23 protein-coding genes are annotated in these 22,926 nt (G+C 49.1%); 21 read left to right on the forward strand and 2 right to left on the reverse strand.

The genetic code is table 11. The annotated features are described in order from the left end of the window. Positions 1–14: 14 nt before the first annotated feature. From deoC to recO, 12 genes are all read left to right on the forward strand, one after another. Entirely contained in the window at positions 15–683 is a 669-nt protein-coding gene (gene deoC / locus EGV91_RS03260; RefSeq protein ID WP_135500743.1) for a deoxyribose-phosphate aldolase, read from the forward strand. Between the two features lie 95 nt (positions 684–778). Continuing rightward, positions 779–952 (forward strand): 30S ribosomal protein S21, encoded by a 174-nt coding sequence (gene rpsU, locus EGV91_RS03265; protein ID WP_008431605.1) that lies wholly within the window; start codon positions 779–781, stop codon positions 950–952. A 288-nt stretch (positions 953–1,240) separates the two neighbouring features. Beyond that, positions 1,241–2,566, forward strand: a complete 1,326-nt coding sequence (locus EGV91_RS03270) for an NfeD family protein (protein ID WP_241666094.1) — start codon at positions 1,241–1,243, stop codon at positions 2,564–2,566. A gap of 3 nt (positions 2,567–2,569) precedes the next feature. Then, positions 2,570–3,556 (forward strand): flotillin-like protein FloA, encoded by a 987-nt coding sequence (floA, locus tag EGV91_RS03275; protein ID WP_135500745.1) that lies wholly within the window; start codon positions 2,570–2,572, stop codon positions 3,554–3,556. A 26-nt stretch (positions 3,557–3,582) separates the two neighbouring features. Beyond that, positions 3,583–4,026 carry a hypothetical protein gene (locus EGV91_RS03280; protein WP_135500746.1) on the forward strand — a complete coding sequence of 148 codons (444 nt, stop codon included), beginning with the start codon at positions 3,583–3,585 and terminating at the stop codon, positions 4,024–4,026. 147 nt (positions 4,027–4,173) lie between these two features. Beyond that, positions 4,174–5,136 (forward strand): PhoH family protein, encoded by a 963-nt coding sequence (locus EGV91_RS03285; RefSeq protein ID WP_135500747.1) that lies wholly within the window; start codon positions 4,174–4,176, stop codon positions 5,134–5,136. Between the two features lie 109 nt (positions 5,137–5,245). After that, positions 5,246–7,369: an HD family phosphohydrolase gene (locus EGV91_RS03290; RefSeq protein ID WP_135500748.1), complete on the forward strand. Its 2,124-nt coding sequence runs from the start codon at positions 5,246–5,248 to the stop codon at positions 7,367–7,369. 14 nt (positions 7,370–7,383) lie between these two features. Then, positions 7,384–7,866, forward strand: a complete 483-nt coding sequence (ybeY, locus tag EGV91_RS03295; RefSeq protein WP_135500749.1) for an rRNA maturation RNase YbeY — start codon at positions 7,384–7,386, stop codon at positions 7,864–7,866. Continuing rightward, positions 7,853–8,206 (forward strand): diacylglycerol kinase family protein, encoded by a 354-nt coding sequence (locus EGV91_RS03300; RefSeq protein WP_135500750.1) that lies wholly within the window; start codon positions 7,853–7,855, stop codon positions 8,204–8,206. The genes ybeY and EGV91_RS03300 overlap by 14 nt, the downstream gene beginning before the upstream one ends. Before the next feature lie 19 nt (positions 8,207–8,225). After that, a complete protein-coding gene (locus EGV91_RS03305; protein ID WP_135500751.1) occupies positions 8,226–8,636 on the forward strand; it encodes a cytidine deaminase in 411 nt (136 codons plus the stop codon). Next, positions 8,620–9,540 carry a GTPase Era gene (gene era, locus EGV91_RS03310; RefSeq protein WP_135500752.1) on the forward strand — a complete coding sequence of 307 codons (921 nt, stop codon included), beginning with the start codon at positions 8,620–8,622 and terminating at the stop codon, positions 9,538–9,540. Before EGV91_RS03305 ends, era begins: the two co-directional genes overlap by 17 nt. 11 nt (positions 9,541–9,551) lie before the next feature. Further along, positions 9,552–10,346, forward strand: coding sequence for a DNA repair protein RecO (gene recO, locus EGV91_RS03315; protein WP_135500753.1), 795 nt, complete (start codon positions 9,552–9,554; stop codon positions 10,344–10,346). A 199-nt stretch (positions 10,347–10,545) separates the two neighbouring features. Here the strand turns inward: recO and EGV91_RS03320 are convergent, their stop codons facing one another. Beyond that, positions 10,546–11,922, reverse strand: coding sequence for a glycine--tRNA ligase (locus EGV91_RS03320; protein WP_135500754.1), 1,377 nt, complete (start codon positions 11,920–11,922; stop codon positions 10,546–10,548). A 312-nt stretch (positions 11,923–12,234) separates the two neighbouring features. Between EGV91_RS03320 and ccpN the strand changes: the two genes are divergently transcribed. The 8 genes from ccpN (at position 12,235) to EGV91_RS03360 (ending at position 20,560) form a co-directional block, all read left to right on the forward strand. After that, positions 12,235–12,873, forward strand: a complete 639-nt coding sequence (gene ccpN, locus EGV91_RS03325; RefSeq protein WP_135500755.1) for a transcriptional regulator CcpN — start codon at positions 12,235–12,237, stop codon at positions 12,871–12,873. A 10-nt stretch (positions 12,874–12,883) separates the two neighbouring features. Then, positions 12,884–13,687 (forward strand): pyruvate, water dikinase regulatory protein, encoded by an 804-nt coding sequence (locus tag EGV91_RS03330; protein ID WP_135500756.1) that lies wholly within the window; start codon positions 12,884–12,886, stop codon positions 13,685–13,687. Between the two features lie 200 nt (positions 13,688–13,887). Continuing rightward, a complete protein-coding gene (gene dnaG / locus EGV91_RS03335; protein ID WP_135500757.1) occupies positions 13,888–15,696 on the forward strand; it encodes a DNA primase in 1,809 nt (602 codons plus the stop codon). Positions 15,697–15,730: 34 nt separating this feature from the next. Further along, positions 15,731–16,885, forward strand: a complete 1,155-nt coding sequence (gene rpoD / locus EGV91_RS03340) for an RNA polymerase sigma factor RpoD (RefSeq protein ID WP_135500758.1) — start codon at positions 15,731–15,733, stop codon at positions 16,883–16,885. Between the two features lie 129 nt (positions 16,886–17,014). Continuing rightward, positions 17,015–18,154 (forward strand): acyl-CoA dehydrogenase, encoded by a 1,140-nt coding sequence (locus tag EGV91_RS03345; protein ID WP_135500759.1) that lies wholly within the window; start codon positions 17,015–17,017, stop codon positions 18,152–18,154. A gap of 128 nt (positions 18,155–18,282) precedes the next feature. Further along, positions 18,283–18,675: a cytochrome c550 gene (gene cccA / locus EGV91_RS03350; RefSeq protein ID WP_135500760.1), complete on the forward strand. Its 393-nt coding sequence runs from the start codon at positions 18,283–18,285 to the stop codon at positions 18,673–18,675. A 75-nt stretch (positions 18,676–18,750) separates the two neighbouring features. After that, positions 18,751–19,464 (forward strand): tRNA (adenine(22)-N(1))-methyltransferase, encoded by a 714-nt coding sequence (locus EGV91_RS03355; RefSeq protein ID WP_135500761.1) that lies wholly within the window; start codon positions 18,751–18,753, stop codon positions 19,462–19,464. Continuing rightward, complete coding sequence (locus EGV91_RS03360) at positions 19,451–20,560, forward strand: Nif3-like dinuclear metal center hexameric protein (protein ID WP_135500766.1); 1,110 nt, start codon at positions 19,451–19,453, stop codon at positions 20,558–20,560. The genes EGV91_RS03355 and EGV91_RS03360 overlap by 14 nt, the downstream gene beginning before the upstream one ends. A 62-nt stretch (positions 20,561–20,622) precedes the next feature. On the opposite strand, the gene EGV91_RS03365 is transcribed toward EGV91_RS03360, so the two are convergent. Then, positions 20,623–21,603 carry a 4-hydroxy-3-methylbut-2-enyl diphosphate reductase gene (locus EGV91_RS03365; protein ID WP_135500762.1) on the reverse strand — a complete coding sequence of 327 codons (981 nt, stop codon included), beginning with the start codon at positions 21,601–21,603 and terminating at the stop codon, positions 20,623–20,625. A gap of 125 nt (positions 21,604–21,728) precedes the next feature. On the opposite strand from EGV91_RS03365, the gene EGV91_RS03370 reads away from it, so the two are divergent. Beyond that, positions 21,729–22,926: DEAD/DEAH box helicase (locus tag EGV91_RS03370; RefSeq protein ID WP_135500763.1), on the forward strand; the 1,198-nt coding region annotated here is incomplete at its 3' end.

Raw genomic sequence — 22,926 nt, forward strand, 5'->3', positions numbered from 1 at the left:
ATGGAGTTTTGAACATGACAAACATCGCATCTTATATCGACCACACATTATTAAAGCCTGAGGCGACAAAAGAACAGATTGTCAAACTATGCCAAGAGGCTGCTGAATATAAATTTGCTTCGGTCTGCGTCAACCCTGCATGGGTATCGCTATCAGCCAAAGAATTGTCTGACAGCCCAGTTAAAGTCTGCACAGTAATCGGCTTCCCGCTTGGCGCATCGACTTCAGAAACAAAAGCGTTCGAAACAGCTGACGCAATTGCGAAAGGCGCGGAAGAAATCGATATGGTCATCAACATCGGCGCATTGAAGAGCGGCGACGAAGAACTTGTGAAAAACGACATCAAAGCGGTCGTTGAAGCAGCAAAAGGCAAAGCGATCGTCAAAGTGATCATCGAAACCTGCCTATTGACTGATGAAGAGAAAGCAGTTGCTTCACGCTTGTCGAAAGAAGCGGGCGCAGATTTCGTCAAAACTTCTACCGGCTTCTCTACTGGCGGAGCAACAGTAGCGGATGTTAAGCTAATGCGCGAAACGGTCGGTCCGGACCTGGGCGTAAAAGCATCTGGCGGCGTAAGAAGCCTTGAAGATCTTCAAGCAATGATCGATGCTGGAGCGACTCGCATCGGCGCCAGCTCTGGCGTGCAGATCATGCAGGGGCTAACTTCAAATTCCGATTATTAAGTATTGACCTTAGATAGGGATTGCGTTATAATTTTATAGTATATAACACTAGTTGTTATCTGCTTCAACGTGTGTTCGGAGGGAGGGAAAAAGAGATGACAAAAACAACTGTTCGTAAAAACGAATCAATTGAAGATGCTCTTCGCCGCTTCAAACGCACTGTTTCTAAATCCGGAACAATGCAAGAGGTAAGAAAGCGCGAGTATTATGATAAACCGAGCGTGAAACGCAAACTGAAATCAGAAGCTGCGCGTAAACGTAAATTTTAATTGACTTTACTTTAAAATTGACTATTAAAAAATATGAACGACAGCCTAAACCGTCTGCACATTCTATGTGCAGGCGGTTTTTCTATATCTTTTTTTTGCACGTGGCCACAACTTGCCTCCAGCCGTTCATAATTTCATCACTCTTTGCCGGAAGCGCTCCGTTTTGTAAGCGCATTCTTTCGTTTTCACGAAATGTTTCATTTATAATAGAATTATCAGCGGAATGTGAAACCATTTCCGCTGCTGTACGTAGAATAAGACAGCAGTAAAATGAAAGGAGCGATTCCTTTGCGCAGCGTCAAAGCCTTTGTGGCTTTTGGATTTCTGTTATTATCTTTTGCAATGCTGCTGCCGGCGTTCAATGCGGCTGGACCCACTGTTTATGTTGTACCGATTGAAGATGAGGTCGAGCGGGGCTTGCAGGCGTTCATTGAACGTGCGCTTGAGGAAGCGGAAGACGCGGATGCGGAAGCGGTCATTTTCGAAATCGATACGCCGGGCGGATTTGTTAACGCAGCAGATGGCATTGCCAGACTGTTGAGCGACACTAAGCTCGAGACCATCGCTTTTGTCAACCGGGATGCTTTGTCGGCCGGTGCGTTTCTGGCATTGAATGCGGATGAAATCTACATGCATCCCAATAGCCGTATGGGCGCTGCACAAGTGATCGACCAAGCGGGCAATGCGGCCGGAGACAAAGCGAACAGCGCTTGGCTCTCGTCAATGGAAAATGCTGCCGCTTCGTCAGGGCGCGATCCGCTATACGCATTGGCAATGGCGGATGCTGGAATCGACTTGCCTGAACTGCAGGCGGCTGAAGGGCAACTGTTGACCTTGAACGCTGCCGAAGCCCGGGAAGTGGGCTATTCGGAAGGGATAGTTTCTTCTATAGAAGAATTGCTGACGGCGAAAGGATGGCAGGATGCACAATTAGTTGCCGTAGATGAAACCTTTTCCGAGACATTGGCCAGGTTTTTGACGAATCCTGTTGTCGTCCCATTTCTGCTGTCGATTGCGGCGCTCGGCTTGCTGCTTGAATTATTTACACCGGGGGTCGGCATTCCAGGATTCATGGGCTTGCTCTCATTGATGCTTTTCTTTTATGGGCATTTGGTGGCAGGGTTGGCCGGCTACGAATCAATCGTCCTGCTGGTCATCGGACTGGGTCTGTTGATCACCGAGTTTTTTGTGCCGGGAGGCATTGCCGGCATTTTGGGCATTGCAGCAGTGCTCGGCAGCATCTTTTTGGCTGGTGGAGATCCGATGGCCACGGCCATCTCAATTCTTATTGCAATGATAGCAGCTACAGCAGGGATGGTGATTATAGTGAAATTTTTCGGCAAACGGCCGCATTTATTCAAGCGGCTGATTTTAACGGATGCAACCGATACGAAAAGCGGCTATGTATCAGCGGTCAACCGTCCGGAGCTTGTCGGCCGGCTAGCGATGACAGCAACAGCATTACGGCCTTCTGGAACGATCAAACTTGACGATGAATGGATAGATGCTGTCTCAGATGGCCGCTTTATCGATCCTAAAACGCAAGTGAAGATCATCAAGGTCGAAGGGTCGCGGATCGTTGTCCGCGAACTTGAAAAAGAAGAGGAGGAATAATTTATGGGTATTGAAGCAATTGGATTAGGTGCAATAATTATCGGCATTATCATCGTACTCGCAATATTCTTCACGTTTGTGCCGATCACGCTTTGGATTTCGGCATTAGCTGCAGGCGTCAGAATCAGCATTTTCACGTTAATAGGGATGCGCCTGCGCCGCGTTATTCCATCACGCATCGTCAACCCGTTGATCAAAGCATCAAAAGCGGGATTGACAGTCACCATCAACCAATTGGAAAGCCATTACTTGGCGGGCGGTAACGTCGACCGCGTCGTTAACGCATTGATCGCGGCTCACCGTGCGAACATCGAATTGCCGTTCGAACGTGCAGCGGCAATCGACCTTGCAGGGCGTGACGTTTTGGAAGCCGTACAAATGTCGGTAAATCCGAAAGTCATCGAAACGCCATTTATCGCAGGTGTTGCGATGGACGGAATTGAAGTAAAAGCGAAAGCCAGAATCACAGTACGCGCGAACATCGACCGCCTTGTCGGTGGTGCGGGCGAAGAAACGATCGTAGCCCGTGTCGGCGAAGGGATTGTCTCGACACTCGGTTCAAGCTCAAGCCATAAAAAAGTTCTTGAAAATCCGGATTTGATTTCGCAAACGGTTCTTGGCAAAGGGCTCGATTCAGGTACAGCATTTGAAATCCTGTCGATCGATATTGCAGATGTGGATATCGGCAAAAACATCGGCGCAGAACTTCAGACAGAACAAGCAGAAGCCGATAAGAAAATCGCTCAGGCGAAAGCCGAAGAACGCCGCGCAATGGCTGTTGCCAGCGAGCAGGAAATGAAAGCCAAAGTTGTCGAAATGAGAGCGAAAGTTGTCGAAGCGGAAGCGGAAGTTCCAATGGCGATGTCAGAAGCACTCCGTGCTGGCAATTTCGGTGTCATGGATTACATCAATTATAAAAACGTCCAAGCGGACACAAGCATGAGAGATTCAATTGCACGGACCGGCTCGGATAAATCAGACGATAAATAACAGCCGCCGGCAAAGGAGGTTTTCGCATGGAAGGTCTCATAATGGCACTCGTCATCATGGCGATTGGCGCATTTTTCAATAACAAAAAACCGGATGGCGCGTCGGAAACACCGGACAAAAGGCGGCGTGCCCCGGCGACAACTGGACAACGCACTCTGAGACGGGTTGAAGACTACGCCAGAGAAAAGTACGGTGAATTGCAGACACAGATGAAAGAACATCCGGAACAGGCGAAAAAGGTCATGGACAAAGTCGACCAAACGAAATCAAGATTGCCGCAGCGAGAAATTCAGCAGGCGATGAAACCGCTCGCTTCAACTGGCAGGCTGTCGGCCCATAAAGCGCCTGAAGAAGTCCGCGATATGCGCAAGAAAGAAGAGTTATCCGATATTTTCCCGTTGGAAGCGGAAGATTTGCAGAAGGCGATCATTTATTCGGAAATCCTATTGCCGCCCAAATCAAAAAGATGAATGCTAGCCGGCCTGAAACATGGGCCGGTTTTTTATTTTTAATAATATTATTATGTAAACTAAATGAGAAGGAAATTGTTTTACAACTCTTCATCATAAATGATACAGTTGTTTTATAATAAATTTGAAATTTCAAGGAGCGACTACATGACAGACAACCCATTACTAGAACTGCATGTGAAGGATCCAAATGAAGCGGTGCTGCTGCTCGGGATTTCCGATAACCACATGACATTGATCGAAGAAGCTTTACAAATCCAAATAATTACCCGCGGTGAAGTCATCCGGCTGTCAGGCTCGGAAGAAGGCCAGCAAGTAGGTAAATTATTAATAGAGCAATTGCTGAAAGTGATCCGCAAAGGTATCAACATCGATCAGCGCGACATCGTTTCGGCGATCGAAATGGCGAAATCCGGCACGATTGAGTATTTCGCTGAATTATACGACGAAGAAGTGGCACGCAACGCCGCTGGCAAAGTGATCCGTGCGAAAACGATCGGCCAGCGCCAATATGTCCACGGCATACGCAACAACGACTTGATTTTTGCGGTCGGGCCAGCTGGTACCGGAAAAACGTATTTGGCTGTTGTCTTGGCCGTTCAGGCATTGAAAAATGGCCATGTTAAAAAAATCATCCTTACCCGTCCAGCTGTTGAAGCTGGCGAAAGCCTCGGTTTTTTGCCTGGTGATTTGAAAGAAAAAGTCGATCCTTATCTGCGGCCGTTGTATGACGCTTTGCACGACGTGCTTGGCTTGGAGCAGACCAATCGTTTCATCGAGCGCGGCACGATTGAAGTGGCTCCGCTCGCTTATATGAGAGGGCGTACGCTTGATGAAGCGTTTGTCATTCTCGATGAAGCGCAGAATACCACGAAAGCGCAGATGAAAATGTTCCTGACACGTCTCGGCTTTGGTTCCAAGATGATCATCACCGGCGATAAAACCCAAATCGATTTGCCGCGCGGAGCGGAATCGGGGCTCATCGCAGCTGAAAAAGTATTGCAAGGCGTTCGAGGCATCCACGTCCAATACTTAGAGCGCGGCGATGTTGTCCGCCATCCACTTGTGTCAAAAATCATTGAAGCATATGAAAACCAGCCTTCTGTCTAGGCTGGTTTTTTTAGTCGATTTAAGTACAGAATTTCAAATATATAGAAATCTTCCGTGATATCCCCGTAGTTAATTGGTATGATAGAAGTACTAGAAGCGGGGTGTCGTTATGGCAGAACGATGGAAGCGAATATATGAAAAAGCAGGTTACCGGACGCTGTCGATAGCGTTGCTGCTGGGCATCGGTTTGGCGATTTTCGGGTTCCTTTATAGTTCAGTAGCGGGCGAAAGTTATGATATTGAATTGTTCCAGCTGTCGGACGAAACAATCCGCTCAGCAAAAACAGTGGAAGACCCTGTCAGGACGGAACAAGAAAGACAGCGTGCAGCTGCGGAAATATTGCCGAGCTACCAATTCAATGAAGAAAGCGCGGGCAATCAGTTGGCGGTCATCGAGTCGCTATTCGGCTATATCAGCGATGCCCGCTTAACGCCGGGGCAGAAGCCGGAAGAAGGGCCGAAGATGCCTGAGATGCTGGATGCCCTGAGCGAAAGCTTACGGCTCATGGAGACGAGCGACAATGGCCTGCGGCTGACTAAAGAGATGCAGCGCGAATTGCTGCTGCTGCCTGAAGACAGCCTGCAAGCCATGGAAGCGATCATTAAGCGGCTTGTCGAAGCGGAACTCGCTGAACCGGTCCGGCTGGACGAATTGCCAGGGGCCCGCAATCGAGTCGAGCAGCAATTGCGGGAGGAAAGCGGAATTCCGGCTTCTGTCCTGCAGGCGGCGATTTCAATCGGGCGTTTCGCGATTGTCCCGAATGACATCATCAATGAGGAATTGACGCAAGCCCAAGCAAAACAGGCTATGGCAAGCATCGAGCCGACGCGCATCCTGCAAGGCCAGGTTCTCGTACAGGAAGGCCAAGTTGTGGATAAGGAAATCTATCGCCAGCTGCAATTAAGCGGCATGACGCAAGACCAGGCGGATTATAAACCAATCTTCGGGCTCGCATTGTTTGTCTTTATCGCCGTTGGACTTCTTGCAATTATCATGCATCGCACCAATAAACAGCGGATCAATAAACTAAAATGCCTGCTCGTCATCGGGGCGGTGCTGCTGATTTCGTTGTCGTTGATGAAACTTGTGGCTTCGGTCAGCGGCAATTTCGATGTCATCATCGCGTTCCTGTTTCCTTCCGCGTTAGCGGGCATGCTTGTGCGGTTGGTGCTGAATGAACGGGCTGCAATTTACACGACGTTTTTAGTAGGGGCCATCGGGGGTATGATGTTGCAAGAGGGCAGTGCCTTCACCTTGCAGATGGAAATCACACTTTACATCCTTTTCGGGGGATTGGCGGGCGTTTACTTGATCGACCAGGAAGGGCGCCGCGGCAAAGTGCTGCAGACAAGTATGGCGGTTGCCGCCACCAATGCGCTGTTTATCGGTTTTTATTTATTGATTGCCCAAAGCCAGTATGACTGGCGTGAAATCGGCTTTTATTTCGCAGCTGCGCTTGTATCGGGGATTGCTTCCGGGGCAATGGCGATCGGCTTGCTGCCGTTCTTTGAAATTGCATTCGGCATTTTGTCGACGATGAAGCTGATTGAGCTGTCGAACCCCAATCATCCGCTGATCAAACGCATCTTGATGGAAACGCCTGGCACCTATCATCACAGCGTAATGGTGGCGAATTTGGCGGAAGCTTCGTGCGAGGCGATCGGAGCGGATGGTTTGCTTGCGCGCGTCGGCTGTTATTACCACGACATCGGCAAAACGGTGCGGCCGCAGTTTTTCATTGAAAATCAGGTCCATATGAAAAATCCACATGATTCGCTGCCGCCTGAAATGAGCCGCGATATCATCATTTCCCATGGTACACTGGGTGCGGACATTCTCCGCGAACATAAGATGCCGAAAGAAATCGTCGATATTGCGGAACAGCATCATGGCACCAGCTTGCTGAAGTTCTTCTATTTCAAAGCGAAGGAAAAAGATCCGGCGCTGGATGAAGATGAATACCGTTACGCGGGGCCGAAGCCGCAGTCAAAAGAAGCGGCTGTCATTTCAGTAGCTGACAGCGTAGAAGCGGCTGTAAGGTCAATGAAAGAACCAACATCAGAAAAGATAAAAAAATTGGTCAATGCGATTGTAGAAGATAAACTGAAAGATGGGCAATTCGATGAATGTGATCTGACGATGAAAGAAATCCATGCGATCAAACAGGTCATGTGCGAAACCTTGAACGGGATATTCCATTCCCGCATCGAATATCCGGCAGAAACGAAATAATGGGAGGGACAGCCATGCTGACAATCGATTTGATGGACGAAACTGAAACATTGGGAAACAGTGAACTGTCATTTGTGGAAAAAGTGCTGAAGCACGCTGCAGAGACGGAAAATGTAGGCGAAGCGGAAGTCTCGGTGACTTTTGTGACGAATGCTATTATCCAGGAAATGAATAAAGAATACCGCGGCAAGGACACGCCGACCGATGTCATTTCGTTCGCCATGGAAGAATTGGGCGAGGGAGAGCAGGCAATCGTCGGATCCGAAGAGCCGCGCATGCTTGGAGACATCGTCATCTCACTGGACCGCACGAAGGAACAAGCGGCGGATTACGGCCATTCGTTCGAACGCGAGCTTGGTTTTCTCGCGGTCCATGGCTTTTTGCACCTGCTTGGCTATGACCATATGGATGCAGAAGAAGAAAAGGAAATGTTCGCAAGACAAGAGGAAATCCTTGCTTCACTCGGCATAACGCGTGGCGAGCATGGCGGGGAATAAGTTTTTACAGTCTTTTAAATTTGCTGGCCAAGGGATTGTGGCCGCAGCCAAGCGCGAACGCAATATGAAGTTCCATCTAGCGGCCGCGGTTGTGGTGATTGTGGCTGCTGCGCTAACGGGAGTATCCAGCAGTGAATGGCTGGCACTCATCGGAGTAATTGGTGGAATGCTTGCGCTGGAAATGATCAATACCGCGATTGAGCGGGTGGTTGATCTGGCATCTCCGGAACTGCATCCATTGGCGAAAGAAGCGAAAGACATTGCGGCGGGCGCAGTTTTGGTATTTGCCGCCGCAAGTGCTATAATTGGTTTACTAATATTTCTACCAAAATGGTTTTAACTTACAGAGGTGATTCGCAATGGAAAAAGAACAATTGATCAAAGAAGCCATAACAGCACGCGAACAGGCATATGTGCCTTATTCGAAATTCAAGGTCGGCGCCGCGCTGATTACCAAAAGCGGAAAAGTATACCACGGCTGCAATATCGAGAATGCAGCTTACTCAATGACGAATTGCGCGGAACGTACAGCGATGTTCAAAGCCGTATCAGAAGGCGATAAAGATTTTGCAGCGATTGCTGTTGTCGCCGATACAAAAGGCGCGGTTTCGCCGTGCGGAGCATGCCGCCAAGTAATTGCGGAATTCTGTGCGCCGGATATGCCGGTCTACTTAACAAATTTGCAAGGCGACGTACAGGAAACGACAGTCAGCGAACTGCTTCCAGGCGCGTTTTCAACGGAGGATTTAGATTATGCAGCAGGGAAATAAGAACGGCTTCAAATCAGGTTTCATTTCGATTATCGGCCGCCCGAATGTCGGGAAATCGACATTCTTGAACCGTGTTGTCGGGCAGAAAATCGCCATCATGAGCGATAAACCTCAGACAACCCGTAATAAAGTGCAAGGCGTTGTGACGACTGACGAAAGCCAGATGGTTTTCATCGACACGCCAGGCATCAATGAACCACGCCATAAACTGGGCGATTTTATGCTGAAAGTGGCAAAGAACACGTTCCGTGAAGTGGACGTGCTGCTTTTTGTTGCCAGTGCAGATGAGCGCATCGGCAAACAGGACCGTTTTGTCCTCGACATGCTGAAAGGCATCGACGTTCCGGTTTTTCTGGTTTTGAACAAAATCGACCAGGTCCATCCGGATGATCTGCCAAAAATCATCGAATCGTATAAAAAAGAATTCGATTTTGCTGAAGCTGTGCCGATTTCGGCCATTCAAGGCAATAACGTCGACAACCTGTTGGCGAAAATCGCCGAACGCTTGCCGGAAGGGCCGCAGTATTACCCGTCCGACCAAGTAACGGACCATCCAGAGCGTTTCATCATTTCTGAACTGATCCGTGAAAAGGCGCTGCATCTGACGCGCGAAGAAATTCCGCATTCGATTGCGGTCGTTATCGAGAAAATCGCACCGGACGCGGAGCATGAAGGCATGATCCGCGTTCAGGCGACGATTATGGTTGAACGCGATTCCCAAAAAGGCATCGTCATCGGCAAAAAAGGCGTCTTGCTGAAGGAAATCGGCTCACGCGCCCGCAAAGATATCGAAAACTTGCTTGGTTCAAGAGTTTATTTGGACCTTTGGGTTAAAGTACAGAAAGATTGGCGCAACAAAGCAATGCACCTCCGCGATTTCGGGTTTAGAGACGACGAATACTAAGGAGCCGGCTTATGCTGAATCAAATCGAAGGTATCGTGATCCGCGCCCGCCCGTATGGTGAAAACAATAAAATCGTGACCTTATTCACACGCGATGCCGGCAAAATCACGTGCATGGCGCGGGGCGCGAAAAAACCGTCCAGCCGTTTGGCGGCAGTGACACAGCCTTTCACGCATGGCAGTTTTTCCATCTTCAAAGGCAAAGGCATGGGAACGCTGCAAGGCGGGGACCAGCTGGAATCGCTGCGCCATATCCGGGAAGACATCATGAAAACCGCTTATGCCAGCTACATCGTTGAATTGATCGACCGGCTGACGGAGCAGGACGAGCCGCAGCCAGCGATTTACGACTTGCTGTACCAGGCACTTCATGCAATCGAAGAAGAGTACGACCCGGAAGCGATTTCGCTGTTCGTGGAATGGAAAATGCTGCCGACCGCTGGATTGACGCCGACGCTGCACGAATGTGCGAATTGCGGGGCGACAGATGGCGAATTCGCCTTCTCGTTCCAGGAAATGGGCTTCTTATGCCATCGCTGTTTCCATATCGACCGCTACATCATCCGGCTCAGCCCATCGCTCGTCAAGCTTATCCGCACGTTTTATTTCGTGCCGATCGAGCGAGTCGGATCGCTGAAGCTGAAAAAAGAAACGAAATCGATCGTCAAAGGAATCGTCCGTTCGATTTACGAAGAACAGGCGGGAATCCGGCTGAAGTCGAGGAGCTTCCTCGAACAGCTTGACCGGACGCCAGAGTTTCTGCCGAAAAAACCAGAAAAAGACCCGCAGCAGGATGAATTTTCCTGAGCGGGCCTTTTTTTGTGAGTAAAATATATTTGGGAGATCGAGACTGTCCGCATTTTAGGAATACTGTCCGTTCGAGGTGAAATACGGTCCGCAACTGCTCCAATACTGTCGGGAAGCACTCCAATAAGGTCCGGAAGCTGCTAAAAAGGAATCCAATAAAAAAACCGGTGCATCACGAAGATGCACCGGTCTAAAATGTTTAGAACTGGATGTGTTTTTCGATGTAAGCTTGGACGTCAGCGATTGGCATGCGCGTCTGTTCCATTGAGTCGCGGTGGCGCACAGTAACTTGGCCGTCTTCGACTGAATCGAAATCGTATGTGATGCAGAACGGCGTACCGATTTCATCCTGGCGGCGGTAGCGTTTACCGATTGACTGGGAATCGTCGTAGTCCACCATGAAATGCTTGGCAAGATCAGCGAATACTTCAGTCGCGCCGTCAGCCAATTTCTTCGACAATGGCAAGATTGCCGCTTTATACGGTGCAAGGGCAGGGTGCAGTTTCAGCACAGTGCGCTTATCGTCGTTTTCAAGTTCTTCCACGTGGTAAGCATCCACAAGGAAAGCAAGGGTTACACGGTCCGCACCAAGTGAAGGCTCGATGCAATAAGGCACATAGCGTTCATTCGTAACCGGGTCGATGTAATTGAAATCTTCGCCGGAATGCTCCATATGGCGCTTCAAGTCGAAGTCTGTGCGGTCAGCGATGCCCCAAAGCTCGCCCCAGCCGAATGGGAATTTGTATTCGATGTCGACAGTGGCATTCGAGTAATGGGACAATTCGTCTGCATCGTGTTCGCGCAGGCGCATATTGTCTTCTGACATGTTGAGGTTCAACAGCCAGTTTTTGCAGAAATCGCGCCAGTACGCGTACCATTCCAAGTCTTCGCCCGGTTTGCAGAAGAATTCAAGTTCCATTTGCTCAAACTCGCGCGTACGGAATGTGAAATTGCCTGGTGTGATTTCGTTTCGGAAACTTTTGCCGATTTGTGCGATGCCGAATGGCATTTTCTTGCGCATCGAGCGCTGGACGTTCTTATAGTTGACGAAAATCCCTTGAGCCGTTTCAGGGCGCAGGAAGATTTCGTTTGTGGAAGCTTCAGTTACGCCTTGGAACGTTTTGAACATCAAATTGAATTGGCGGATGTCCGTGTAATCTTGTTTGCCGCAAACTGGGCATTTGATTTCGTGTTCTTGGATCAATTCAGCCATGCGTTCGAAAGACAGGCCGTCGACGATCATTTCAATGCCTTTTGCGTCAAGCGCGTCTTCGATCAATTTGTCTGCGCGGTGGCGCGTTTTGCAGCTCTTACAGTCGATCATCGGATCGTTGAAGTTTCCGACGTGGCCGGAAGCCACCCACGTTTTCGGGTTCATCAGGATGGCAGCGTCCAAACCGACGTTATGCACCGATTCCTGGACGAATTTTTTCCACCATGCTTTTTTGATGTTGTTTTTCAATTCGACGCCAAGTGGGCCGTAATCCCACGTATTTGCCAGGCCTCCATAAATTTCAGAGCCTGGGAATACAAAGCCTCTGTGTTTTGCTAACGCTACTACATCTTCCATTGACATAAAAAAACCTCCATAAAATAAAAAATCGCACACGTCCCGGACATATAGTCCGAGGACGAGTACGTTATGACCCGCGGTTCCACCCCGATTGGCTGCACAGCATGCAACCCTCTTAAAAAATATGGCTCCAGAGTGCCTTTTCCTGTCGTTGCGGGCTTTCACCATCCCCGCTCGCTTTATGCAACAGTACTCTAATCTCTATCATTGCCAGCTATTTAATTCTATAGTATTGTAACATGGCATTCTTTTCTTCGCAATATGGCTTTAATTAGTATATAATAATTAACATTGAGTATAACATATTTTGAGGCGGTGAGTCCGATCGAACTCAATAAGAGACAAGAAGAGATATTGCGCATCGTCAAAGGCAATGGCCCGATTACGGGTGAGCAGATTGCAGATCGTCTGCATTTGACGCGTGCTACATTACGGCCCGATTTGGCCATTTTGACGATGGCAGGGTTCCTGGATGCCCGACCGCGTGTCGGTTATTTTTATTCCGGCAAAAAACCGGGCCAGGACATTTCGGATACGATGAATAATATGAAAGTAAAGGATTTCCAGTCGATTCCGGTTGTTGTCCGGGAAGACGTCAGTGTCTATGACGCCATCAGCCAGATGTTTCTTGACGATGTCGGAACGCTGTTCGTCGTCGATAAGAATTCTTATTTGACTGGCGTCCTGTCCCGCAAAGATTTGCTGCGGACGAGCCTAGGCAGCCAGAATCTGGGCGCTATCCCTGTACATATCATTATGACGAGGATGCCGAACATTACATTCTGCACCAAGAACGATTCGCTGATCCAAGCGGCACATCGCCTGATCAACCAGCAAATTGACGCGCTGCCGGTCGTTGAAGAGCAGCCTGACGGATTCAAGGTTGTCGGCCGCCTGACCAAGACGAATATTACACGCGCATTTTTATCTTTATCGGAAAGCCATGAATTGTGAGGTGCATAAAATGAAACAACTCCGCTTGTTCGTTGTCTCCGATTCAGTAGGGGAAACGGGTGAATTGGTCGCCAAAGCCGCCGTAAGCCAGTATCTATACGCGGATCAAAATGCGGTGATGAAACGCTTCCCATACATTGATTCGATTGAACATCTGCATGAAATCATCAAATTGGCGTCTCAGCAAAACGCATTTATCGTGTATACGCTTGTTTCGAAAGAACTAAGAATGTATCTGTCTGCGGAAACGGTGAAACTCGGTGTTCCCGCAGTCGATTTGATGGGGCCGCTGATGGATGCGCTCGAAGACCAGCTCGGCGCGAAGCCGCTTGAAGAAGCCGGACTCGTTCGGAAACTCGACGACGATTATTTCAAAAAAGTCGAAGCGATCGAATTTGCAGTCAAGTATGACGACGGACGCGATCCGCGCGGCATCCTGATGGCCGATATTGTGCTTGTTGGAATCTCCCGGACTTCCAAGACGCCGCTGTCGCAGTATTTGGCGCATAAACGCCTGAAAGTGGCGAATGTCCCGCTGGTGCCTGAAGTGGACCCGCCGGAGGAGCTGTATCAAGTGGACCCGGCTAAATGCTTCGGCCTGGTGATATCACCGGACAAGCTCAACCATATCCGCAAAGAACGCTTGATTGCGCTCGGCTTGAACGACGATGCCAATTACGCGCAGATCAACCGCATCCATGAAGAAATCACCCATTTCTATAAAGTGGTCGACCGCATCGGCTGTGAAGTTCTCGATGTCACAAACCGGGCAGTAGAAGAAACGGCCAACCTGATTTTAAATAAACGAAAATAGAACGACAGATGAAGCCACCTGTATAGGCGGTTTTTCTGTTTTATGTGTGGATTATTTCAGGAAAACGTTTTATAATGAAGAATTGTGGATAAAACTATACTAAGGCGCGCAAAACGTGCGTCATCTTTTTGCAAAAAGATGAAGGAATTCACCAAAGAATCTCGAATTAAATATGTTAAGCAAAAAAGAATGGTGATGAAATGTCAAATCGAGTTCCTGAAGAAGTAATCGAGCAAATCCGCTCTACGGCAGATATTGTAGATATAGTCGGCGAGTACGTGCAGCTGACGAAAAGGGGGCGCAACTGGTTTGGCCTATGCCCTTTCCATGGTGAAAGCACACCTTCATTTTCTGTAACATCCGACAAGCAGATTTTCCATTGCTTCGGTTGCGGCGCAGGCGGAAATGTTATTACATTTTTAATGGATATTGAAAATGTGACTTTCCAGGAAGCTTTGGCAAAGCTTGGCCAACGCGCAGGAATTGAAGTGGAAGTCAATGCCCCGGGCGATTCGGCACCGGCGATTTCCAAAAGCGACAGCCAGTTGATTGTGATGCATGAATTTGCTGCTGATATGTACCATCACATCTTGCTCAATACAGAAGAAGGGCAGGCAGCATTGGATTATTTGGAGAATCGTGGATTCACCCGTGAATTGATTGAGAAATACCGCATTGGCTGGTCTCTTCCAGAGTGGAATTACATGGCTACAGCGCTGCAGCGCAAAGGCTTTAGCGAAGAGGAATTGACGGCAAGCGGATTGGCGATCCAGCGTGAGCAGGGCAATGGCTATTTTGACCGTTTTCGCGGTAGAATTATGTACCCGATCATGAACGAAAGCGGCAAAACCATCGCATTTTCGGGACGGGTCCTTGAAAACACGAAACAGGAAGCCAAGTACATGAACAGCCCGGAATCGCCCATTTTCCAAAAAAGCCAGGTTCTCTACAACGTCAACCATGCAAGAGGCGCGATACGCAAAAACCGGAAAATCGTTTTATTCGAAGGCTTTATGGATGTCATTGCGGCATCCAAAGCCGGCGTTGAAAACGGTTTGGCGACGATGGGGACATCCCTGACAGCCCAGCATATCCGTGCGATGAAGCGTTTTGCGCAGGAAGCAGTCATTTGCTTTGACGGGGATGATGCAGGATGGGAAGCGGCGAAACGGGCCGCAATCGCCTTGAATGAAGAAAATTTCAAAGTTGAAGTAGCGGTTCTGCCAGGCAAAATGGACCCCGATGATTATGTCCGGGAAAATGGCAGCGAAGCCTTTAAAGACCAAATCATCGGCAAACCGCATGCTTTTATCGCGTTCGCGATGATGCATGCACGCAGGCACAAGAATTTTCAATATGAAAATGACTTGCTGCAATATATCCAGGAAGTGCTGCAATTGCTGGCAGGCCGTTCGTCCTCGATTGAGCGGGACTTGTACATTAAGCAATTGTCTAATGAGACAGGGTTGTCTGAAGAGGCGATTTTACAGCATTACCGAAAGCTTGAAAACAAATCGATTGAACGCAGCCGGCCTCCGAAAGAGCAGCCCGTCAACACCCAACCGGCGAAGCGGAGCCCTAAAAAAACGACTTCGCTGAATCGTGCAGAACGGCTATTATTCTCCCATGCATTGGCCGATCAGCGAGTCATGGAAAAATTAGCGGCGGTCCAGTCGGGCATGCCATTTATCAGTGAAGAATACCAAGCGCTGTATGTCCAGCTCCTCGGCTTTTACGAAGAATGGGACAAAGCCGATTTCCATAAATTTTTGGAAACGCTGCAGGATCCGGAACTCCGCAAAATCGTCATGGAGACCGCAATGACCGAACGCGACCCGGAACATTCCGATGAGGAAATAAAAGACTGCATCAAGCATCTTGAAAAGCATTTGGTCGAACAGGAAATCAATCTTAAGATCCAGCAATCAAAAGAGGCGGAAAAACAGCATGATTTGAAACGTGCACTGCTTCTTGCCCAAGAAGTGATTGCTTTACGGAAATCATTGTAAAATCAATTCCGGTTTTTTTAAAGGAGGAAGTCGTATGGCTGAGAAATCAGAACACCAAAACGAAGTAGAAGCAAGCAATGTGTCATTGAGTTCAGAAGCGCCAGAAGCAACAGTCGAAGAAGCGAAAAAGCAATTAATTGAAATAGGTAAAAAAACCGGAGAACTGAATTATGAGCAGATTGCCGATAAATTAGCGGTTTTTGAAATGGAATCGGATGCAGTGGAAGAATTCATCGACCAGCTCGAAGGCCATGGCATTGAGCTTGAACGCAAATCAGATGACGAAGAGCATTTGGACCGCCTCATGAAACCGACTGAAGACAAATTCGACTTGAACGACTTGAGCGTTCCTCCCGGCGTCAAAATCAATGACCCGGTCAGAATGTACTTGAAGGAAATCGGGCGTGTCGACCTTTTGAAAGCCGAAGAAGAAGTCCGTCTCGCAAAATTGATTGAACAAGGCGACGAAGAAGCCAAGAAACGGTTGGCAGAAGCGAACTTGCGCCTTGTAGTCAGTATCGCAAAACGCTATGTCGGGCGCGGCATGCTGTTCCTGGATTTGATCCAGGAAGGGAATATGGGCCTGATCAAAGCGGTGGAAAAATTCGATTACTCAAAAGGCTTTAAATTCAGTACGTACGCCACTTGGTGGATCCGCCAGGCCATCACGCGCGCGATTGCTGACCAAGCGCGGACAATCCGCATCCCGGTGCACATGGTCGAAACGATCAACAAATTGATCCGCGTCCAACGCCAATTGCTGCAGGACTTAGGCCGCGAACCTTCACCGGAAGAAATCGGAGAAGAAATGGACCTTTTGCCTGAAAAAGTCCGTGAAATCTTGAAAATCGCACAAGAACCGGTATCGCTGGAAACGCCGATCGGCGAAGAAGACGATTCACATTTGGGTGATTTCATCGAGGATTCCGATGCGCAGTCGCCATCGGACCACGCTGCTTACGAATTATTGAAAGAACAGCTTGAAGACGTTCTGGATACTTTGACAGACCGTGAAGAAAACGTTTTGCGCCTGCGTTTCGGCCTTGACGACGGCCGCACGCGCACACTTGAAGAAGTTGGCAAAGTTTTCGGCGTCACACGCGAACGCATCCGCCAAATTGAAGCGAAAGCGCTCCGCAAATTGCGCCACCCTTCACGCAGCAAACGATTGAAAGACTTCCTGGAATAAGCCGAAACCGTTCCCTCTAAAAAAAGGGAACGGTTTTTTTGCGCTAATTTAGGTTAAAGGTTGAGTTTGTCTAAATTTTTCCTATATAATGAATACTGAAAGCGCATACACAAAGGGGATGTAATAAAAATGAATTTCGATTTAACGCAAGAACACCAGATGATCAAAAAAGCAGTCAAGGAGTTTGCCGATAAAGTGGTCGCTCCTGGCGCCATTGAGCGCGACCGTACGAAGCAATTTCCAACAGAGATTTTCAAACAGCTGTCCGACATGGGGATGATGGGCTTGCCGTTTGATGAGAAATATGGCGGCGCAGGAGCGGATACAACGAGTTTCGCAATTGTTACTGAAGAATTGAGCCGCGCATGCGCTTCGACAGGCATCACGTACTCGGCCCATATTTCACTTGGAGGCGCACCGCTGAATTTATTTGGCACCGAAGAACAGAAAGAAAAATACCTAACGCCGATCTGCACAGGTGAATCGTTCGGCGCGTTCGGGCTGACAGAACCGAATGCGGGATCTGACGCGGGCGGCACGGAAACGCGCGCAGTGGAAGACGGCGATGACTGGGTCATCAACGGATCGAAAGTATACATCACAAATGCTAGCCACGCCAAGCACTTGGCGATTACGGCCATCACCGGCATGAACGACGGCAAAAAAGAAATCAGTGCAATCATCGTGCCGACGGATGCTGAAGGTTTCACGATCATCGACAATTACGATAAAATGGGCTTGAATGCATCAAACACGACGGAATTGGTGCTGGAAAACGTCCGTGTACCGAAAGAAAACCTCCTAGGCAAGCGTGGAGAAGGCTTCAGGCAGTTCCTGGTCACATTGGACGGCGGTCGCATCGGCATCGCTGCAATGGCTGTAGGAATCGCTCAGGCGGCATTCAATAAAGCGTTGAATTATTCGAAAGAGCGCAAGCAATTCGGCAAAACATTATCGGAATTTCAGATTACACAATTTAAATTAGCGGATATGGCGATGAAAATCGAATTGGCCCGCAATATGGTCTATAAAGCGGCGTGGCTGAAAGACCAGGGGCGCCCATTCACGAAAGAGGCATCGATGGCGAAATTATATGCTTCTGAAATGGCGATGGAAGTGGCGGATGAAGCGATTCAAATCCACGGCGGCTACGGCTATATGAAGGAATACGAAGTCGAGCGCTATATGCGCGATGCGAAATTGCTGGAAATCGGCGAAGGGACTTCCGAAGTTCAGCGCATGGTCATCGCTCGCCAAATCGGCTGCTAAATTACTGATTTTGTCACAATCTGCTAAAACTTATCCGTTAAGACTTTTCGTTTTGTAAATAATACAGTACAATAATGAATGATACGAACACTATCATTAACGCAGAACTTGAAGAGGAGGGGTAACGGATGCAAAAAAATGCAATTGTACCTTATATCTTAATCATGGCTTTCGGTATTGGTCTAATTTTCTTCTTATCATTAGAAGGCGTTGGCAACCAAGAGGAAATCGCTGAAGAACATGCAACTGAAGAAGAAGGCGGAGCTGCCGGAGAAGAAGGCGCTGAAGGCGGCGAAGAAGCTGCTGCTGAATTCGATCCTGAAGCTGTCGCACAACAAAGCTGTGTTTCTTGCCACGGTTCAAGCTATGAAGGCGGAGTAGGTCCATCATTAGTCGACACGCAACTTGACCAAGCAGGAATTGAAGAAATTTTAGTAAACGGTAAAGGCGCTATGCCAGCCGGCCTTGTTGAAGCCGAAAACGCACCAGCAATGGCTGAGTGGATTTTGACACTCGAATAGTATTGAAAACCCTTAGTTCTTTGAGCTAAGGGTTTTTCTTTCATTGTTCAGCTTATTTCAGTTAGGAGGCATTACATGAACGCTCAACAATTATCATACCGGCTTGGCCGGGTCGCAAGCCACGTACCGGAAGGCGCAATTGTTGCCGATATCGGCAGCGACCACGCGTATTTGCCGTGTTATTTAGTGGCAGAAGGGCTCGCGGAAAGGGCCATAGCGGGAGAAGTGGTGAAAGGGCCTTTCGAGTCAGCGAAAAAACAAGTCCGGCAGGAAGGCCTGGAAGACCGGATTACGGTACGGCTTGCCAGCGGCCTGGCGGCAATTGAGCCTGTTGACGGCGTGACGGCGATTACGATTGCCGGCATGGGCGGCCCGTTGATCGCATCGATTCTGGAACAGGACAAAGCACGTCTCGAAGGCGTCCAGCGTCTGATCCTGCAGCCCAATGTCCATGCAAAAGCGATCCGCGAATGGGCGGCAGCAAATGGCTGGCACATCGTCAACGAAGAAATTTTGGAAGAAAACAGCAAGATTTATGAAATCATTGTGCTGGAACCTGCAGGAAAAGCTGTAGAGTTCGAGGAGAAAGAGCTGCTTTTTGGACCGGTGCTCATGGCACAGCGTTCGGACGTTTTCCACACAAAATGGCAGCGCGAAATGTCGCAATGGCAAAAGATTGTCGCGTCGATGGATGCGAACGCCGAAGCTGCCGATATTGGGGAGAAGAAGCAGGAATTGGCACAAAAAATAAAACTGGTTGAAGAGGTGCTGAATGGTGAAATTTCCTAACGGACAGCAAATCATCGAAGAGTTTGAAAAATGGTCGCCGAAATATTTGGCGATGGAAGACGACCCGGTCGGCTTGCACGTCGGCACATTGAACAAGAAAATCGAACGGGTTTTGGTGACACTTGATGTCAACGAAGCGGTCGTCGATGAAGCCATCGAAAAAAGGGCATCGCTGATCATCGCGCACCATCCGCCGATATACCGCCCGTTGAAAAACCTGCAGACGGATTTCCCGCAAGGGCGCTTGATGGAAAAGCTCATCAAGCATGATATTGCCGTCTATGCCGCGCACACCAATCTTGACGTTGCACAAGGCGGCGTCAACGATTTGCTGGCGGACGCACTCGGCCTTCAGGATACATCCGTAATGGTGCAGACCTACGAAGCGGAATTGGTGAAAATCGCCGTCTTCGTTCCGGAAAGCCACGAAGACCAAGTGCGTGAAGCATTAGGCAAAGCAGGCGCAGGCGCGATCGGCGATTACGAATTCTGCAGCTACACTTTATCGGGCACGGGGCGTTTCCGTCCTACGCAAGGCGCGGATCCGTTTATCGGCGAAGCCGGCAAGATGGAAAAGACGGCCGAATCGAAAATCGAAGTGGTCATCCGGAAACAGGAAAAAGACCGCGCCATCAAGGCGATGATTGCTGCACATCCTTACGAGGAAGTGGCATACGATGTGTTCACCCTTGAAAACAAGGAATTGCCGATGGGCCTCGGACGTGTCGGCACGCTCGAAACCGGCATGTCATTGGAGGACTTTGCGGAATTCGTCAAACAACGGCTCGACGTTCCTGCCGTGCGCGTCGTCGGGGATTTCGCGAAACCGGTCAAGAAAGTTGCTGTGCTAGGCGGCGATGGCAATAAATACATCACCGCTGCGAAACGCGCGGGAGCGGATGTTTATGTGACGGGGGACCTTTACTTCCACGTCGCCCAAGATGCGGAAGCGATCGGCCTTGCCGTTGTCGACCCAGGCCATCATGTGGAAAAAGTGATGATCCAAGGGGTAGTGGATTATATGGCACAACATAGCGGCTTGAATTGCACATTCCTGGCGTCGGAAACCAATACCGAACCGTTCCGTTTCAAATAAATCCGTGCACGATAAAAAAGACACGCTCCGATGGGGGGCGTGTCTTTTTGCTGTTTATGAGTTTATTCGCCGACCGGGTATGGTTCGATGCGGTCAGACGGTTTCGGGTGCTTGATTTTCGGTAAAATTTTGTTCAGCGGAACAGAACGTGCCAAATCGTGCGTCGACGGATCTTCCGGATCGTATTTATCCAAGAACACCATCACTTCTTTGACAATCGGCGTTGGCGTTGAAGCGCCGGCTGTGACCCCGACAGTTTCAATGCCTTGCAGCCAGTCCAGATTCAGTTCGGACAAATCGGAAATGCGGTATGCCGGTGTGCCGGCAATGTCTTGTGATACTTGCGCCAAGCGGTTCGAGTTATTGCTCATCGGGTCGCCGATGACAATCAGCAAGTCGGCGTCGACTGCTTGTGTCGCGACCGCTTCCTGCCGGACTTGGGTCGCCAGGCAAATCTCTTTATGGACTTCGGAATGCGGGAATTTCTCTTTCAGGCGTTCCATCAATTCCACAACATCCCATTGGCTCATCGTCGTCTGGTTCGTAACGATGATCTTGTCGGAATTCAGCTCAAGTTCATTGACATCTTCGACAGTTTCTACAAGGTGAACGAGGTCCGGTGCGACGCCGATTGCGCCTTCCGGTTCCGGATGACCGCTTTTGCCAATGTAAATGATGTGGTAGCCTTCAGCCGTTTTTTCACGGATCAGGTCATGCGTCACGGTGACATCCGGGCAAGTGGCGTCAATCGATACGAGGCCTTTGCGTTTAGCCAGTTCACGCACTTGCGGCGAAACGCCGTGTGCGGTGAAAATGACCGTGCCTGTTTCCACTTTCTCCAAAATTTCGAGCCGGTTTTTACCGTCAAGCGTGATGATGCCGTCTTGTTCGAAAGCGTCGGTGACGTGTTTATTGTGGACGATCATTCCCAGTATATAGATCGGGCGTGGCAAGGTTTCATCCATTGCCGCATTTTTCGCAATGACCATTGCATCCACTACTCCGTAGCAATAGCCCCTTGGCGATATTTTCATTACTTTCATAACCGCACTCCTTTCAAAATCATATCTTCATTATAACGGAGACGGCGCGGCTTTACAAAAGTTGCATTACGGAAAAAGTGATTTTGTGCTATAATGTCAAGAGCATAAGGAGGGGATTCAATCCCATGACAAAATTTAGTGATTACAACTTGAAGCCGTTTATACTAGAAGCGGTAGAAAAACTAGGCTTTAAAGAGCCGACGCCAATCCAAAAAGAAATAATGCCCCATATATTGAAAGGCACGAGCGCTATTGGACAATCCCATACAGGGACAGGCAAAACTCATAGTTTCATCATTCCGATCGCTGAAAGGATCGATACAAGCCGCCACGAAGTGCAGGCGGTTATTTGTGCGCCGACACGCGAATTGGGGACGCAGATCTACAATGAAATGATGAAGCTCGTCGAAGGCTCCGACATCGAAGTGAAGAGCTTTATCGGCGGTACAGACAAGCAGCGTTCAATCAATAAACTGAAGACGCAGCCGCATATCGTCATCGGGACACCGGGGCGTTTGAGAGACTTAGTGAAAGAAAATGCATTATTGGTCCACACAGGCAAAATCCTGGTAGTCGACGAAGCGGATCTGGCCTTCGATCTTGGCTTTATCGAGGAAATCGACCAAGTGGCGGGCAAAATGCAGGAACACCTGGAGATGTATGTCTTCTCTGCGACGATTCCTGAAAAGCTGAAGCCGTTTTTGAAAAAATACATGGAATCACCAGTCCATATTAAAATCGGCGACAAGCGCCCGACTGCAGAAGGATTGGATTTTTACCTGATTCCTGCCCGCAGCAAGCGCAAAGTTGAACGGTTGAAAGAAATCATGGGAATCATCAATCCTTATTTGGCAATCATTTTCGTCAATACGAAAACCAATGCGGATTATGTCGCTGAAGAACTGGGCAAAGCTGGAATCCGCGTCGGCCGTGTGCACGGCGATTTAGCTCCACGCGAACGGGTGAAAATGATGAAACAAGTCCGTGACTTGGAGTATCAATACATCGTAGCGACGGATTTGGCTGCGCGCGGCATTGATATCCAAGGCGTCAGCCATGTCATCAACTATGAATTGCCGGAAGATCTTGAGTTCTTCATCCACCGTGTCGGACGTACCGCACGCGCTGGCATGAAAGGTTTGGCCATCACGATTTTCAACCCGGAAGAAGAAGATGCAATCGTCCGCGTCGAAAAAATGGGCATTCCGTTCCAGCAAAAAGACATCGTCAAAGGCGAATTCGTTGATTTGAAAGACCGCCACAGCCGTAAAAACCGTGTCCGGACAGCAGATGCAGCGGATGCGAAAGCGAAATCGATGGTCC

It is taken from the genome of Planococcus koreensis, from assembly GCF_004761975.1.
Lineage (GTDB): Bacteria > Bacillota > Bacilli > Bacillales_A > Planococcaceae > Planococcus > Planococcus koreensis.

Excerpts from the sequence above, each read along its gene's own strand:
- deoC (WP_135500743.1), top strand. The coding sequence starts at position 15 with ATGACAAACATCGCATCTTATATCGACCACACATTATTAAAGCCTGAG.
- rpsU (WP_008431605.1), top strand. The coding sequence starts at position 779 with ATGACAAAAACAACTGTTCGTAAAAACGAATCAATTGAAGATGCTCTT.
- floA (WP_135500745.1), top strand. The coding sequence starts at position 2,570 with ATGGGTATTGAAGCAATTGGATTAGGTGCAATAATTATCGGCATTATC.
- EGV91_RS03280 (WP_135500746.1), top strand. The coding sequence starts at position 3,583 with ATGGAAGGTCTCATAATGGCACTCGTCATCATGGCGATTGGCGCATTT.
- EGV91_RS03285 (WP_135500747.1), top strand. The coding sequence starts at position 4,174 with ATGACAGACAACCCATTACTAGAACTGCATGTGAAGGATCCAAATGAA.
- EGV91_RS03290 (WP_135500748.1), top strand. The coding sequence starts at position 5,246 with ATGGCAGAACGATGGAAGCGAATATATGAAAAAGCAGGTTACCGGACG.
- ybeY (WP_135500749.1), top strand. The coding sequence starts at position 7,384 with ATGCTGACAATCGATTTGATGGACGAAACTGAAACATTGGGAAACAGT.
- EGV91_RS03300 (WP_135500750.1), top strand. The coding sequence starts at position 7,853 with ATGGCGGGGAATAAGTTTTTACAGTCTTTTAAATTTGCTGGCCAAGGG.
- EGV91_RS03305 (WP_135500751.1), top strand. The coding sequence starts at position 8,226 with ATGGAAAAAGAACAATTGATCAAAGAAGCCATAACAGCACGCGAACAG.
- era (WP_135500752.1), top strand. The coding sequence starts at position 8,620 with ATGCAGCAGGGAAATAAGAACGGCTTCAAATCAGGTTTCATTTCGATT.
- recO (WP_135500753.1), top strand. The coding sequence starts at position 9,552 with ATGCTGAATCAAATCGAAGGTATCGTGATCCGCGCCCGCCCGTATGGT.
- EGV91_RS03320 (WP_135500754.1), bottom strand. The coding sequence starts at position 11,922 with ATGTCAATGGAAGATGTAGTAGCGTTAGCAAAACACAGAGGCTTTGTA.
- EGV91_RS03330 (WP_135500756.1), top strand. The coding sequence starts at position 12,884 with ATGAAACAACTCCGCTTGTTCGTTGTCTCCGATTCAGTAGGGGAAACG.
- dnaG (WP_135500757.1), top strand. The coding sequence starts at position 13,888 with ATGTCAAATCGAGTTCCTGAAGAAGTAATCGAGCAAATCCGCTCTACG.
- rpoD (WP_135500758.1), top strand. The coding sequence starts at position 15,731 with ATGGCTGAGAAATCAGAACACCAAAACGAAGTAGAAGCAAGCAATGTG.
- EGV91_RS03345 (WP_135500759.1), top strand. The coding sequence starts at position 17,015 with ATGAATTTCGATTTAACGCAAGAACACCAGATGATCAAAAAAGCAGTC.
- cccA (WP_135500760.1), top strand. The coding sequence starts at position 18,283 with ATGCAAAAAAATGCAATTGTACCTTATATCTTAATCATGGCTTTCGGT.
- EGV91_RS03355 (WP_135500761.1), top strand. The coding sequence starts at position 18,751 with ATGAACGCTCAACAATTATCATACCGGCTTGGCCGGGTCGCAAGCCAC.
- EGV91_RS03365 (WP_135500762.1), bottom strand. The coding sequence starts at position 21,603 with ATGAAAGTAATGAAAATATCGCCAAGGGGCTATTGCTACGGAGTAGTG.